Origin of the sequence: Actinomadura xylanilytica (assembly GCF_030283145.1) — a bacterium.
GTDB classification, from domain to species: Bacteria; Actinomycetota; Actinomycetes; order Streptosporangiales; family Streptosporangiaceae; genus Spirillospora; species Spirillospora xylanilytica.
The window spans coordinates 1,120,909-1,135,777 of the sequence record NZ_JASNWE010000004.1 but is presented as its reverse complement, the minus strand read 5'-3'; the positions used below and the strand labels follow the sequence as shown (position 1 = coordinate 1,135,777).

Here is a 14,869-nt window from a genome sequence, read left to right as displayed (position 1 = left end):
TAACAAAATGCACGTCATCGACGTGTCTTGATCAAGCGGCTTCGGGTGTCCCGGCGGATTGGCGGACATACCGCCGCAGAGCCCCGGCGGGTGCGGGGGCGTCCGGGCAGCCGGGCGGGACGCTCCCCGCCACGTGCGGAGAAGCGCCCCACCCTACCCCTCAGTCCTTCCCGTCACGGCGCGGACGCAGCAGCGCCTCGGCGAGGGCGAGCATGGTCTCCTCCAGGGTCGACAGCCGCTTGAGGACGTCCTCGTGCACCGCGGTCACCTGCTTGGTGACGTCGCTGTGCACGCTGTCGACCTTCCGGCCGACCTCGTCCTGGACGCCGGAGAAGTGCTTGCCGACCTCGGCCTGCATGGCCTCGGCCCGCCGGCTGACCTCGTCGTGCACGCCGTCCACCCGCTTGGCGAACTCCTCCTGCACCCCGCCCACCTGCCTGGCGACGTCCTCCTGGATGCCGCCGACCTGCTTGGCGACGTTCTCCTGGATGCTGCCGACCTGCTTGGTCACATCGTCGTGGATCCCGTCGATGCGCTTGCCCACATCGTCGTGGACCCCTGTGACCTGGCGCGACACCTCGGTGTGCACCGACTCCACCTGCTTGGCCACGTCGGTGTGGACCGACTCGACGCGCCGGGAGACCAGGTCGACCTGCGCGGTGAACTCCTCCAGGGCGACGTCGACCTTCTTGGTGACCTCCTCGTGGATCCCCTCGATCCGCTTGCGGACGTCCTCGTGCACGTCCTCGAACCGGCGGGAGAACTCGTCCATGCGCTTGGCCACGTCGCTGTAGGCCGTCTTGGCGATCTGCGACATGGTGGCCTTGACCTCGTCCCGGTCCGGCCTGGCGCGCAGCTCGTCGATCAGCGGCTCGAACGCGTCCGCGAGGTGCTTCTCCAGCGCGTCGAAGCGGTCGGAGTGGTCGATCGGCGGACGCTGCGCGAGCTCGTCCACCTTGCGGTGCAGCTCGCCGATGTCGAGCAGGCCGGGCAGCCGGTCGATCCGCTCGCCGAGCCCGTCGAGCCGGTCGTCGACGCCCTCGACCCGGCCGTCCAGGCCCTCCAGCTTGCCGGACAGCCCGGAGAGCCGGCCGTCGAGCCCGTCCAGCCGTCCGCCGACGCCCTCGACCCGGCCGTTGACCGCCTCCAGCCCCTGCTCCACCCGCTCGGCCATCTCGCCGAGCGACTGATCGACCCGGGTGGTGACGCCGTTGATCGAGTGTTCGAGCTTCTCCGACCGGTGGCCCAGCTCGGCGAGGGACTTGTCGAGCCGGTTGAAGCGGACGGAGGCGGCCTCCATGCTGCCCTGGAGCTTGTCCAGCCGCTTGGCCATGTCCTCCATGCGCAGCGACGCCTGCTGGGTGACGTCGGTGATGTGCTGCGCGGACTCGATGACGGCCTGGATGCGGACCAGGCCCTCGTCGACGTTCTCGGCGACGACGCCGACATCGGCCCACAGCGCGGGCAGTTCGGCGACGGGCTTGACCCGCTCGCCGACCGCCTCGATGTGCTCGGCCAGCCCTTCGGCCCATTCCGGGGGCTTGCTGGACAGGTCGTCGACCTGCCCGCGGACGTTGTCGAGCTGCCCGGTCAGGCCGTTGAGCTCGCGCTCGCGGACCTCCCGCAGCAGCCACTCCATGCCCTCCAGCCGCTGCCGTATCTCATCCAGGACCTGGCCCTGTGAGCGCTGTTCATAGACGTGGTCCTGCGCCGCACGGGCGAGCAACTCCCGCATCCGGTCCGAGACCGGTTGACCCCCCGTCTGCAGGAAGTTGTGATTCGTTTCCACCCGATGCTCCTTCGTGTGCCGACGCGATGAAATTGCGCGCGGCATTGAATCGTGAAGGGCTCACTGTAGTGCGTTCGGGCCTGCCCGAAGTCGGGGTGAGAATCCATGCAGGTCCGGCGGAATGCGGCGCTTATCCGGGTGGACGGGAACGCGGGAGTTCTCGCGGCGTCAGGTGATTTCCTGGCTTTTGCGGGCGGTCGTGGTGAAGGTGGTGGTGGCGCCCGGTGTGGACGTGCCTCGAACGGCGTTTCCGCTGGGCCGGAGGTGGGTCGGGTAAATCCCTGCATGTCGCCCGACATCGCCCGTTGGTGCCCGCCGAACGGCCCGGGATGGGCGCCCGCCGTCCCGCCCGGCCCGGATCCGGACGACTCCGGGACGGCGCCCGCGGCGGCCATTCCGGCATGGCATTTCGGACGCTCTGGGGGCGTCGCGGGACACCGCTGGGCCGATCTCCTGAACCTGCCTTGGTCATTCTTCGGCCCGCCGCCCCTGATGGGCCGTCCCGCGTCCCGTTTAACGCGCTTGCCGCCCGGCCGCGATCCTTAGTGAAGGCCATGCCGGAAAGTGCGGAGGATTTGCTCTGGCGTGGTGCGTCGCCCGTGCCCGCTTGGCGTTCTCGCGTCCGGCGGAGATCTTTGGACCGATTAACGGCCGTTCAGCGCGCCGGGCGGGTCAGCAGTGCCACCGGGTCGTCCCCCACCCGGGTGAGCACCAGCGTCAGCTCCGCGTCGCCGTGCCCCCCGCGCCCGCTCCGTCCGGGCCGCTTGGCGCCGCGCCCGAAGCCGAGGTCGCGGCGCAGGCGGTCGACGTCCACCGCCGAGCCGCGCTTCTTGACGGTGAGCACCCCGACCTCGCGGCGGCGCAGCTCGGCCCGCAGCCGCTTCAGCGAGAACGGCAGCACGGCGTCGATCTCGTACGCGGAGGCGAACGGGGTGGGCAGCAGGGTGTCGGATGTGACGTAGGCGATGTGCGGATCGGCCAGCCCGCCGCCGACCAGCTCGGCGACCTCGGCGACCAGGCCGGCCCGGATCACCGCGCCGTCCGGCTCGTACAGGTAGCGGCCCCACGCGCGCACCTCCGGAGCGTCCAGCCCCGGGACGGGGGTCAGCGTCCATGCCGTGGGGGAGCCCGTGGTGGCGTCCGTGGCGGCGTCCGCGGGCAGCAGGGTGGCGCGCCGGCGCACGCCGCCCGCCATGCCGCCGAGCCAGAGGGCGCACTCCTTGACGTCCCCGCCCACCGAGACCCACTCGGCTTCGGCGCCGTCCGGGACCGCCTCGTGCGGGATGCCGGGCGCCACTTTCACGCACGCGGCCGGGACGCGCCCGGCGAGGTCTAGGACGGTGTCGAGCGGCGGCTGGTACGAGCGGGGATCGAAGACACGGCCGCGGGCCGTCCGGCGCCCCGGGTCGGCGAACAGCGCCGCGTAGCCGGACGGGTCCTCCTCGGTGGCGTCGTTCACCCGAACCGTCACCAGGGCGCGGTCCAGGCCGAGGGCGTCCACGTTCGCGCGCGCGACCTCGGCGGTCAGCGGGTCGAGATCGACGGCGTCGCTCCGCACGCCCGCGCGCGTCCGCGCGATCAGATCGGCGCCGATGCCGCAGCCGAGTTCCAGCACCCCGGACGCGCCGGCGGGGAACCGGCGGGCCCGGTGGGCGGCGACGTTCGCGCGGGTGGACTGTTCGAGCCCGGCCGGGGTGAAGTACATGCGGGCGGCGTCCGGCCCGAATTTGGCGCGCGCGCGTTCGCGCAGGCGCACCTGGGTGAGCGCCGCGTTCACCAGTTCGGCGGGGTGGCGTTCGCGCAGCTTGGACGCGGTGGTCAGGAGGGCGTCCTCGCCGGTGTCCGCGCCGCCCGCCTCGGCCAGGACGGCCTGGCCCTCGGGTGAGAGCAGGCCAAGGAACGCCTCGATGTCCATAGGCTGGACGTTAGCGGCCGGACCTGCGACCGGTCCCCCACAGGGGGCATTCAGCCCGATATCGGACGGTGCTCCGCGATGTGCCCGCCGTACGGCCGTGTCCGTGTTGACGGGTCACCGGGCACGGCATAGTCTCCGGATTGGCACTCTCAGTGTGAGAGTGCCAACCAAAGCGACAAGGTCGGTCTGACACCCGCGACGGCAGGCCGGTCAGGGTCGCCTCTCTCTGTCACATGTGCTGGCCGGCTCGCATGGCCGGCCGAGGACCAATCGAAGGGGAGGTCAGATCGTGACGACCGCCACCAAGGTTGTTCTCAAGCCGCTCGAGGACCGCATCGTCGTCCAGCCGCTTGAGGCCGAGACCACCACCGCGTCGGGCCTGGTGATTCCCGACACCGCCAAGGAGAAGCCCCAGGAGGGGACCGTCCTGGCCGTCGGACCGGGCCGCGTCGACGACAAGGGCGACCGCGTCCCCGTCGACGTGAAGGTCGGCGAGGTCGTGCTCTACAGCAAGTACGGCGGCACCGAGGTCAAGTACAACAACGAGGAGTACCTCGTGCTCTCGGCCCGCGACGTGCTCGCGGTCATCGAGAAGTAATCACCGAGACGTGATGCACCGCCCCGGTCCGGCCCTCTAACGGGGACGGCCGGGGCGGATCGCGTGACAAAGGAGACTCTCATGGCGAAGATCCTGGAATTCGACGAGGACGCTCGCCGGGCTCTTGAGCGCGGCGTCAACGCTCTCGCTGACGCCGTCAAGGTGACGATCGGCCCGCGCGGCCGCAACGTCGTCATCGACAAGAAGTTCGGCGCGCCGACGATCACCAACGACGGCGTCACCATCGCCCGCGAGGTGGAGCTGGAGGACCCCTACGAGAACCTCGGGGCCCAGCTCGCCAAGGAAGTGGCGACCAAGACCAACGACATCGCCGGCGACGGCACCACCACCGCGACCGTGCTGGCGCAGGCCCTCGTCCGCGAGGGCATCCGCAACGTGGCCGCCGGTGCCTCGCCGCTGGGCCTCAAGCGCGGTATCGACACCGCCGCGCAGTACGTGTCCGACCAGCTCCTGAAGTCGGCCCGCGAGGTCGAGGAGAAGGGCGAGATCGCGCACGTCGCGACCATCTCCGCCCAGGACTCGAAGATCGGCGAGCTGATCGCCGAGGCCTTCGAGAAGGTCGGCAAGGACGGTGTCATCACCGTCGAAGAGGCCCACACCATGGGCCTGGAGCTGGAGTTCACCGAGGGCCTCCAGTTCGACAAGGGCTACCTGTCGCCGCACATGGTCACCGACCCCGAGCGCATGGAGGCCGTCCTGGAGGACGCCTACGTGCTGATCGTGGAAGGCAAGATCTCCAACGTGCAGGAGTTCCTGCCGCTGGCCGAGAAGGTCGCGCAGACCAAGAAGCCGCTGCTGGTGGTGGCCGAGGACGTCGAGGGCGAGGCCCTGGCGCTGCTGGTCGCCAACAAGATCCGCGGCACCTTCCTGTCGGTCGCGGTCAAGGCCCCCGGCTTCGGCGACCGCCGCAAGGCGATGCTGGGCGACATGGCCACCCTGACCGGCGGCCAGGTCGTCAGCGAGGCCATCGGCCTCAAGCTCGACGGCATCGGCCTGGAGGACCTCGGCAAGGCCCGCCGCATCACCGTCACCAAGGACGCCACCACGGTCGTCGACGGTGAGGGCGCGCGCGACGAGATCACCGCCCGGGTCAACCAGATCAAGGTGGAGATCGAGAACAGCGACTCCGACTGGGACCGCGAGAAGCTCCAGGAGCGCCTGGCCAAGCTGGCCGGCGGCGTGTGCGTGCTGCGCGTCGGCGCCGCCACCGAGGTGGAGCTCAAGGAGAAGAAGCACCGCCTCGAGGACGCCATCTCGGCGACCCGCGCGGCCATCGAGGAGGGCATCGTCGCCGGCGGCGGCGCCGCCCTGGTGCACGTCGGCCACGAGGGCTTCGCCGCCCTCGGCCTGTCCGGCGACGAGGCCACCGGTGCCGAGGCGGTCCGCCGCGCGCTGGTCGAGCCGCTGCGCTGGATCTCCGAGAACGCCGGCCAGGAGGGCTACGTCGTCGTCTCCAAGGTGGCCGAGCTGGCCACCGGGCACGGCTACAACGCCGCCACCGGCGAGTACGGCGACCTGATCGCCCAGGGCGTCATCGACCCGGTGAAGGTCACCCGCTCGGCGGTCACCAACGCCGCCTCCATCGCGGGCATGCTGCTCACCACCGAGGCGCTCGTGGTGGAGAAGCCCGAGGAGTCGGACGAGCCCGCCGCCGGCGGCCACGGCCACGGCCACGGTCACTGACGATCGGCACACGACCGGTCGTCCGGGGGCGCGCGGCTCGCCTCCCCGGGGGATCGTGACGAAGGCCCCCGCCCTTCCCGGGCGGGGGCCCTTCTCATTTGTCGCGACTGTCGGTGATCGAGCTGTCTGTAGTGCTTTGAGGTCTCTGCGGGGTCTGGCGCGATAATTCCGGCACCGTGCGCAGCCAATTGACCGCGTCGTGTAGTTTCTGGTGGCCTGTTCCTGCACTGTGACCATTCCGTTGTCGTGGACAGTGGAGACAGGCACCACACCGCTGGGCATCATGCTCTACGTGACCGAGGGATGCTACGCCGGGACCATGACCGCGCGCGCAACCGAACCCTCGGGGGGGCCCGCCCCTCCATCACCTCTCGACACCGGCCGAGGGGTGCGGGTGCTGCGCACGGCGACAGCCGACGAAAGCGACCTCAAGGACCTGACCACGCTGGCGGTGCAGGGCGACCCCGGTGCGATCGAGGAGCTCATCGGCGAGGTCCGCCCGATGGTCGTCCGGTACTGCCGGGCCCGGCTCGGCCGGATCTCGGGCCAGTACCACATCGCCGACGACGTGGCGCAGGAGGTGTGCATCGCCGTGCTGTCGGCGCTGCCCCGCTACCGCGACATGGGGCGCCCCTTCGCGTCCTTCGTCTTCGGTATCGCCGCTCACAAGATCGCCGACGCGCTGCGCTCCGCGGTGCGGGCGGCGGTGCCCACCGAGGACCTCCCGGACGGCCCGGACGACCGGCCCGGCCCCGAGGAGACGGTGGTGCGCTACATCGAGGCGCAGCGCGCCCGCGACCTGCTGACGCGCCTGCCCGATCACCAGCGCGAGCTGGTGCTGCTGCGAGTGGTGGCGGGTCTGTCGGCGGAGGAGACCGGTAATGTACTGGGCATGTCCGCGGGGGCGGTACGGGTCGCGCAGCATCGGGCGCTGGCCCGGCTCCGGACGATGGCCCGAGAGGAGTCGATCGCTTGACGGAGCGGAGCCGCGGCGCCCCGGATCCGGATCGGCCTTCGCACTCCGGCGCTGCCCGTGCGCCGGCGAGCCCACCGGACCTCGGTGCGGTGCGCCGCACCGACGCGATCATCGAGGCGCTGGCGGGACGGCGCGATGCCGGCTCTGCGAGCCGCTCCAGCACCGTCCCTGAACCCGGGGCCGTGCCCCCAGGCGCCTCGGGCGTTTCCGGTGTTTCCGAGATCGGCCGACTCAAGGCCGGTGATGCCGAGGCCGCGTCCCAAGAGGGCGAGGAGGCCGATCCGGCGGTCCGCCTGCTGCGGGCCCTGGTCGCCGATGTCGACGAGCAGGCTTCCGAGCGCGCCGCCGATCCGTCCGGGGACGCCCTGCCCGGCACCCTCAGCCCCGGCCCCGGCCCCGGCCCCGGATCGGGGTCGCGGCGGCGCGGGCCCCGGACGATCGTGGCGCTCGGGGTGGTCGGCGCCGTGCTGGCCAGTACCGGCGTCGCGGCGGCGGGCGGCGGGCTGATCCACGGGTCCGCGTCCCCGCCGAGCGCGGCGGGGGCGGGCAAGGCGCAGAAGACCGCGCCCGAGGGCGAGGCCACCGCCGCGGCGGTCCGCGAGCGGCTGCCCGAGCAGTCGTCGGCGCCGTCGGCCCAGTCGGCCCCGTCCGGACCGGCCGGCCCGTCCACGCCGGTGCGGCGCCGCGCCGAGCCGGCCAAGGAGCCGGGGACGCGTCCCGGCCACGAGGAGATCGAGCGGCTGAAGCGGCGGCTGGAGCGGCGGCTGCCGCCGGAGTCGCGGCCCCGTGTTCCGGGCGGGCAGTCGCGGCACGGCGTGTCGCCGAAGTCGGCGGGTCCCGGCGATGACGATGTGCGCCGCCGCCTGGAGGAGCTCCGCAAGCGGGCGCAGAACCGTCCGGGCAAGTACCGCCACCCCTGAGCCGGCCGGAAGCGGCGGGCGCCGGAGTCACTCGGGTTCGCGGCCCTCTTCGCTGTCGATCACGCCGTCGACGTAGCCCCGCGCGTATTCCCAGCTCACGTAGTCGACCGGGTCGGGGGACAGCGCGGGCTCGTGCACCCGCGGCAGGCCCTGGTCGAGCAGGTGCCGCAGGTTGCCGTGCAGCAGCTCCCAGTCGATGTAGTGGAGTTTGCCGCAGTCGCCGCAGTCGACGGTCAGGCCCCGGACGCCGAGCGGCTCCAGCAGGGCCCGGAAGACCTCGAGATCGGCGAGGTCGGCCAGCACGTCCTCGCGCTCGGCGACGCTCAGCGGGGCGGTGTCATCGCCTGGGTCGCCCAGCGAGGACGCCGGGTCCTCCGGGTCGCCGGCGAACGGGTCGAGCGGGGCATCGTCGTGCACCCCCCCACGCTACTGCGCCGGACACCACCAGGTGCACCCCCCGCTCTCCTGCGTGCGTGAACAATCACCCAGCGTGGCTGTAAGGGAGGCCACGTTTCGGCGCGGCGGAACCGGCCGTCCGCCCGGCAACGACGCTCTACCATGGAAACAGGCCGCCGTGACCTGGCCGGACGCCCTCACCCCAACGGGAAGGTACGCATGAACCCCGCAGCCGAGCCCGAGAAATTCCTTCCGCAAGGGCTGACCTTCGACGACGTGCTGCTGATGCCGGGCTACTCCGACCTCCAGCCCGGCGAGGCCGACACGACCACCCGGCTGACCCGCGATATCTCGCTGCGCATCCCGCTGGTGTCGGCGGCGATGGACACCGTGACCGAGGCCCGCACCGCGGTCGCGATGGCGCGGCAGGGCGGCATCGGGGTGCTGCACCGCAACATGTCGATCGAGGAGCAGGCGGGGCAGGCCGACCGGGTCAAGCGGTCCGAGGCCGGGATGATCACCAATCCGGTGACCTGCCTGCCCGACGCGACCCTGGCCGACGTCGAGGAGCTGTGCGCCCGCTACCGGATCTCCGGGGTGCCGGTCACCGACGTCCGCGGCGTGCTGGTCGGCATCGTCACCAACCGCGACATGCGGTTCGAGACCGAGCCGTCCCGCCCGGTGCGCGAGGTGATGACGCCGATGCCGCTGATCACCGCGCCGGTGCAGGTGTCCCGCGACGAGGCGTTCCAGCTACTGGCCGGGCACAAGGTCGAGAAGCTGCCGCTGGTCGACGGCGAGGGCCGGCTGCGCGGGCTGATCACCGTCAAGGACTTCACCAAGAGCGAGCAGTACCCCGACTCGACCAAGGACGCCGACGGCCGGCTGCTGGTCGCCGCCGCGGTCGGCGTGGGGGAGGACGCGCTGGCCCGCGCGCGGGCGCTGGTCGAGGCCGGCACCGACGTGATCATCGTGGACGTCGCGCACGGCCACTCCAAGGGCGTCGCCGACACCATCGCGGCGATCAAGGCCAACTCCGGCGCCCAGGTGGTCGGCGGCAACGTGGCCACCTACGCCGGGGCCAAGGTGCTGGTCGAGGCCGGGGCCGACGGCGTCAAGGTCGGCGTCGGGCCCGGGTCGATCTGCACCACCCGGGTGGTGGCCGGGGTCGGGGTGCCGCAGATCACCGCGATCCACGAGGCGTCCCGGGCCGCGGCCGAGGCCGGCGTGCCGGTGATCGGCGACGGCGGGCTCCAGTACTCCGGCGACATCGCCAAGGCCCTGGTGGCCGGCGCCAGCACGGTGATGCTCGGCAGCCTGCTGGCCGGGGTGGAGGAGTCGCCCGGCGAGCTGATCTTCGTGCACGGCAAGCAGTACAAGTCGTACCGCGGCATGGGCTCGCTCGGGGCGATGCGCAACCGCGAGCGCGGCACCTCCTTCTCCAAGGACCGCTACGCGCAGGCCGACGTGAGCAGCGAGGAGAAGCTGATCCCCGAGGGCGTGGAGGGCCAGGTGCCCTACCGGGGCCCGGTGGCGGGCGTCGCGCACCAGCTCATCGGCGGGCTGCACCAGTCGATGTGGTACGCGGGGGCGCGCACCGTCCCCGAGCTCCAGGAGCGCGGGCAGCTCATGCGGATCAGCGCGGCGGGTCTGCGGGAGAGCCACCCGCACGACATCCAGATGACCGTTGAGGCCCCCAACTACCAGGGCCGCTAGTCTCCCCGTGGTCATCCGGGCATCACCCGGTTGATCACGGGAACAACCGACGACAGCGGTATTTTTCTCCCATTTGCGGCAGGGGAACGGGTTTCCCCTGCCCGGCGGGATGTTGAGAGGACGTGGCAGTGGCTGCTGAGGTGGAGATCGGCCGGGGCAAGAGCGGCCGGCGGGCGTACGCCTTCGACGACATCGGCATCGTGCCGTCGCGGCGCACCCGGGACCCCGAGGAGGTCAGCGTCGCGTGGCAGATCGACGCCTACCGGTTCGACATGCCGCTGGTCGTCGCGCCGATGGACAGCGTGGTCAGCCCGGCGACCGCGATCGCGGTCGGACGGCTCGGCGGGCTGGCGGTGCTCGACCTCGAAGGGCTGTGGACCCGGTACGAGGACCCCGAGCCGCTGCTGGCCGAGATCGCCTCGCTCGACGACGCGCGCGCCACCAACCGGCTCCAGGAGATCTACACCGAGCCGATCAAGGAGGAGCTGATCGGCCGCCGGATCCAGGAGATCCGGGAGGCCGGCGTGACCGTGGCGGCCCGGCTGTCGCCGCAGCGCACCGCGCAGTTCCACAAGGCAGTCATCGACGCGGGCGTGGACCTGTTCGTGATCCGCGGCACCACCGTGTCGGCCGAGCACGTCTCGGGCCGCGCCGAGCCGCTCAACCTCAAGCAGTTCATCTACGACCTCGACGTGCCGGTGATCGTCGGCGGCTGCTCGACCTACACCGCGGCGCTGCACCTGATGCGCACGGGCGCGGCCGGGGTGCTGGTCGGGTTCGGCGGCGGGTCGGGGCACACCACCCGCACCGTGCTCGGTGTGGCGGTGCCGATGGCGACCGCGGTCGCCGACGTGGCCGCCGCCCGCCGCGACTACATGGACGAGTCCGGCGGCCGGTACGTGCACGTGATCGCCGACGGCGGCATGGTCAACAGCGGCGACATCGCCAAGGCGTTCGCCTGCGGCTCGGACGCGGTCATGATCGGCTCGCCGTTCGCCCGGTCCAGCGAGGCGCCGGGCCGCGGCTACCACTGGGGCAGCGAGGCGCACCACGGCGACGTCCCGCGCGGCACCCGGCTCGACCTCGGCACGATCGGCTCGATGGAGCAGATCCTGTTCGGCCCCTCGAACGTGGCCGACGGGTCGATGAACCTGATCGGGGCGCTCAGCCGGGCGATGGCGACCTCCGGGTACACCGAGCTCAAGGAGTTCCAGCGGGTGCAGGTCGTGGTGGCCCCGCACGGGCACTGAGGCCGGGCACCGCGCACGGGTACTGAGCACGGGTACTGGGCACGGGCGCTGCGCGGCCGACGGGAATCGCCGGGTTTGGGGTGGAGCGTTCCCTACTGTTGGGTAAGTAGGACCCGAACACCCAACCGCACAGGGGGGAATCGCGATGACGGGATCACCGGTGACCGGGCTGGGAAGCTCCCGGCTGGGACCCGCCGAACGGGCCACCGCGCTGGATCGGATGGCGCGCGAGGAGTTCGACGTGGTGGTGGTCGGCGCCGGGATCGTCGGTGCGGGGGCCGCGCTCGACGCGGCCACCCGCGGCCTCTCGGTGGCGGTGGTGGAGGCGCGCGACTTCGCGTCGGGCACCTCGTCCCGGTCGTCCAAGCTGGTCCACGGCGGGCTGCGCTACCTGGAGCAGTACAACTTCGACCTGGTCCGGGAGGCGCTGACCGAGCGGGGGCTGCTGCTCCAGCGGATCGCGCCGCACCTGGTGCGGCCGGTGCCCTTCCTGATGCCGACCACGCACCATGTCTGGGAGCGCGCCTATCTCGGCGCCGGGGTCGCGCTGTACGACGCGCTGGCGTTCCAGATGGGCAGCACGCGCGGCGTCCCGCACCACCGGCACCTGAGCCGGCGCGGTGCGCTGCGGCTGGCCCCGTCGCTGAAGAAGGACGCGTTCACCGGGGCGATCCAGTTGTGGGACGCGCAGGTCGACGATGCCCGGTTCGTGATGACGGCGATGCGCACGGCGGCGGAGTACGGGGCTCAGATCGCCTCCCGCACGCAGTGCGTGGGGTTCCTCCGGGAGGGCGAGCGGGTCACCGGCCTGCGCGTCCGCGATCTTGAGGGCGGCACCGTCGCCGAGGTGCGCGCCAAGCAGGTGGTCAACGCGACCGGGGTGTGGACCGACGACATCCAGGAACTGGTCGGGGGACGCGGGCAGATCCATGTCAAGGCGTCCAAGGGCATCCACCTGGTGGTGCCCAAGGACCGGATCCACTCGGCGACCGGGATCCTGCTGCGCACCGAGAAGTCGGTGCTGTTCGTCATCCCGTGGGGCCGGCACTGGATCATCGGCACCACCGACACCGCCTGGGACCTCGACAAGGCGCACCCGGCGGCGTCCCGCGCCGACATCGACTACGTGCTGGAGCACGTGAACGCGGTGCTGAACACCCCGCTCACCCACGACGACGTCGAGGGCGTGTACGCGGGGCTCCGGCCGCTGCTGACCGGCGAGACCGAGGAGACCTCCAAGCTGTCGCGCGAGCACGTGGTGGCGCATCCGGTGCCCGGCCTGGTGCTGGTGGCGGGCGGCAAGTACACCACCTACCGGGTGATGGCCAAGGACGCCATCGACGCGGTCGCGCACGGCCTCGACGGCAAGGTCGCCGAGTCCTGCACCGCCGGGCTCGCGCTGGTCGGCGGCGAGGGCTTCCAGGCGATGTGGAACGCGCGGCACCGGCTGGCGGCCCGGTCCGGGCTGCACGTGGCGCGGATCGAGCACCTGCTGAACCGGTACGGGACCCTGGTGGACGATCTGCTGGGGCTGATCGCCGACCGTCCCGACCTCGGCAAGCCCCTGGCCGGCGCGGAGGACTACCTGCGCGCCGAGATCGTCTACGCGGCCACGCACGAGGGCGGCCGGCACCTCAACGACGTGCTGGCCCGCCGCACCCGGATCTCGATCGAAACCTGGGACCGCGGCGTCGGCGTCGCGCAGGAGGCCGCCGACCTGCTGGCCCCGGTGCTCGGCTGGTCCAAGAAGCAGCGCGACCGGGAGATCGAGTACTACCGGAAGCGGATCGAGGCCGAGCGGGCCTCGCAGACCCAGGACGACGACCAGGAGGCCGACGCGCTCCGGCGGGGCGCGCCCGACATCGTCCCGACCGCCACCCCCTGACGCCCCGGCCGTCGCCCTCCGGCGCCCAGGCCCTCGGACGCCCCGTCACCGGATTCCGGTGGCGGGGCGTGGTTGTTCTGGTGGTCCCTGGGCAATGGGGAATCGAATGCCTAATGGTGCATATGTCGCTAATGCTAAGGAAGTGATAATCTCCCTATTTTGAGCTGATCAAGGTGGTCGGCCGGATGGAGGCGGCGGTGCGACGATTCGCGATCGCGTCCGGAGGGCTCATCATCGTGACGGCGCTGGTGGCGGTCGACGCCACGACCGCGTCCGCCGCGTCCGGGACCGGTGCCGGGACGCGAGCCGCCCTGGTGAACGCGCCCGCCGCCGCGCCGCAGGGACGGTCCACCCCGCTGAAGCCGAAGCCCTTGAAGTCGAAGGCGACGAAGCGAAAGGCCGCGAAGGCCAAGCGCTACTACGTGACGCAGGGGCCGAGGTTCAACCTGCCGACCGGGAACCTCAAGCAGCAGGGCGCCGTCGACCTCTACATCAAGAAGCTGATCAGGCATTCGCCCAAGGGCTCGGAGATCGACGTCTCGCTGTTCCGGTTGCAGACCGAGGGCATGGCCAAGGAGCTGGTGCGGGCGCAGAAGCGCAAGGTCAAGGTCCGCGTCATCGTCGACAGCGACTCGCTCGGCCGACGCAAGGGCGTCTACGACTACCTGCGGCGGCACCTCGGCGCCAACCCCCGCCGGTCCTCATGGATCCTGGTCTGCCCCAAGGGCCGCGGCTGCATCGCGCCCAAGGCGAAGGGCGAGTGGAGCAAGAACCACAACAAGTTCTACGCCTTCTCCCGGACCTACGACTCGCGCAACGTGGTCGTGCAGACCTCGGGCAACGCGACCGGCGGTATGTACAACCAGTACAACGACGCGTACACGCTCGCCGACGCCAAGCTGTACAAGGCCTACCGCACGTACTTCTACGACCTCCAGAAGCGGCGGGCGAACGGGAACTACTACCGGACCTACCGGTCCGGGGCCAGGGCGGCGAGCTACTTCCCCAAGGCGAAGGGCGACCCGATCGCGGACGCGCTGGACAAGGTGAGCTGCGCCGGTGGCACCAGCATCCGGCTGTCCAGCGGCATGTTCACCCGCACGGGCGTCTCGACGCGGCTCGCGGGCCTGGACGACGCCGGGTGCGATGTGAAGATCGTCAGCGGCACCCTGGGCGACTCGACCGCCAAGGTGCTGTCCAGGTCGGGACCGCACGGCGGGCCGGACGTGCACGTGTTCACCGCCCAGCAGTCGCAGCGGGCGCATTCCAAGTACCTGCTGATCGACGGCCGGTACCAGGGGCGCGACCGGAAGCTGGTGATCACCGGCAGCCACAGCTACACCACCGACGCGCTGCGGCACAACGACGAGGCGATCGTCACCCTGGAGCAGGGCTCGGTGCACGACGCCTACGCGCGCAACTTCGCCCGGGTGTTCGGCGCCGCCAAGGGCCGGCTGATGATCGCCCCGTGGAGCCCGACCAAGACCGTCCCGGACAACGCGACCGACCCCGAGGACGAGGGCACGCCGCCCTCGGACGGCCCCGGCGCCGGGAACCCCGAGAGCGGCGCGGCGGGTGCCGGAGCCCCCGAGCTCCAGCTCCCGGCGGACGACGGCGCGGGAGCCCCTCCGGCCGCCGGGCCGCCGTCCACCGACGGGTGAGAGGGCCGGCCTGCCGGGACGGGAAGGGCGCGGCCCGGCACCTGGCGAGGCGGGGGACG

11 protein-coding genes are annotated in these 14,869 nt (G+C 71.7%); 8 read left to right on the top strand and 3 right to left on the bottom strand.

Annotated features, from left to right (window positions below):
• Positions 1–160 precede the first annotated feature (160 nt).
• Both QP090_RS29030 and QP090_RS29025 read right to left on the bottom strand, forming a co-directional pair.
• Entirely contained in the window at positions 161–1,735 is a 1,575-nt protein-coding gene (locus QP090_RS29030) for an apolipoprotein A-IV repeat region-like domain-containing protein (protein WP_432763089.1), read from the bottom strand.
• Between the two features lie 709 nt (positions 1,736–2,444).
• A complete protein-coding gene (locus QP090_RS29025) occupies positions 2,445–3,704 on the bottom strand; it encodes a class I SAM-dependent methyltransferase (RefSeq protein WP_285942638.1) in 1,260 nt (419 codons plus the stop codon).
• Between the two features lie 289 nt (positions 3,705–3,993).
• Between QP090_RS29025 and groES the strand changes: the two genes are divergently transcribed.
• The 4 genes from groES to QP090_RS29005 all read left to right on the top strand — a co-directional run bounded on the left by groES (position 3,994) and on the right by QP090_RS29005 (position 7,902).
• On the top strand, positions 3,994–4,302 hold the full coding sequence (groES, locus tag QP090_RS29020) for a co-chaperone GroES (RefSeq protein WP_131883960.1): 309 nt from the start codon (positions 3,994–3,996) through the stop codon (positions 4,300–4,302).
• A gap of 81 nt (positions 4,303–4,383) precedes the next feature.
• Positions 4,384–6,006: a chaperonin GroEL gene (gene groL / locus QP090_RS29015; RefSeq protein WP_285942637.1), complete on the top strand. Its 1,623-nt coding sequence runs from the start codon at positions 4,384–4,386 to the stop codon at positions 6,004–6,006.
• 388 nt (positions 6,007–6,394) lie between these two features.
• Positions 6,395–6,982 carry a sigma-70 family RNA polymerase sigma factor gene (locus QP090_RS29010; protein WP_285942829.1) on the top strand — a complete coding sequence of 196 codons (588 nt, stop codon included), beginning with the start codon at positions 6,395–6,397 and terminating at the stop codon, positions 6,980–6,982.
• Positions 6,983–7,071: 89 nt separating this feature from the next.
• Positions 7,072–7,902, top strand: a complete 831-nt coding sequence (locus QP090_RS29005; protein WP_285942636.1) for a hypothetical protein — start codon at positions 7,072–7,074, stop codon at positions 7,900–7,902.
• A 27-nt stretch (positions 7,903–7,929) separates the two neighbouring features.
• On the opposite strand, the gene QP090_RS29000 is transcribed toward QP090_RS29005, so the two are convergent.
• Positions 7,930–8,319 carry a DUF5319 domain-containing protein gene (locus tag QP090_RS29000; RefSeq protein WP_285942635.1) on the bottom strand — a complete coding sequence of 130 codons (390 nt, stop codon included), beginning with the start codon at positions 8,317–8,319 and terminating at the stop codon, positions 7,930–7,932.
• Between the two features lie 198 nt (positions 8,320–8,517).
• On the opposite strand from QP090_RS29000, the gene guaB reads away from it, so the two are divergent.
• The 4 genes from guaB (at position 8,518) to QP090_RS28980 (ending at position 14,810) form a co-directional block, all read left to right on the top strand.
• On the top strand, positions 8,518–10,014 hold the full coding sequence (gene guaB, locus QP090_RS28995) for an IMP dehydrogenase (RefSeq protein ID WP_285942634.1): 1,497 nt from the start codon (positions 8,518–8,520) through the stop codon (positions 10,012–10,014).
• 140 nt (positions 10,015–10,154) lie between these two features.
• Entirely contained in the window at positions 10,155–11,264 is a 1,110-nt protein-coding gene (locus QP090_RS28990; protein ID WP_285942828.1) for a GuaB3 family IMP dehydrogenase-related protein, read from the top strand.
• A 145-nt stretch (positions 11,265–11,409) separates the two neighbouring features.
• Positions 11,410–13,149: a glycerol-3-phosphate dehydrogenase/oxidase gene (locus tag QP090_RS28985; protein WP_285942633.1), complete on the top strand. Its 1,740-nt coding sequence runs from the start codon at positions 11,410–11,412 to the stop codon at positions 13,147–13,149.
• A 197-nt stretch (positions 13,150–13,346) separates the two neighbouring features.
• Positions 13,347–14,810 (top strand): phospholipase D-like domain-containing protein, encoded by a 1,464-nt coding sequence (locus tag QP090_RS28980; RefSeq protein ID WP_285942632.1) that lies wholly within the window; start codon positions 13,347–13,349, stop codon positions 14,808–14,810.
• The last annotated feature ends 59 nt before the right edge of the window (positions 14,811–14,869 follow it).

Coding starts and splice junctions, on each gene's coding strand:
- groL (WP_285942637.1), top strand. CDS start 4,384: ATGGCGAAGATCCTGGAATTCGACGAGGACGCTCGCCGGGCTCTTGAG.
- QP090_RS29030 (WP_432763089.1), bottom strand. CDS start 1,735: ATGCGGGAGTTGCTCGCCCGTGCGGCGCAGGACCACGTCTATGAACAG.
- QP090_RS29025 (WP_285942638.1), bottom strand. CDS start 3,704: ATGGACATCGAGGCGTTCCTTGGCCTGCTCTCACCCGAGGGCCAGGCC.
- QP090_RS28985 (WP_285942633.1), top strand. CDS start 11,410: ATGACGGGATCACCGGTGACCGGGCTGGGAAGCTCCCGGCTGGGACCC.
- guaB (WP_285942634.1), top strand. CDS start 8,518: ATGAACCCCGCAGCCGAGCCCGAGAAATTCCTTCCGCAAGGGCTGACC.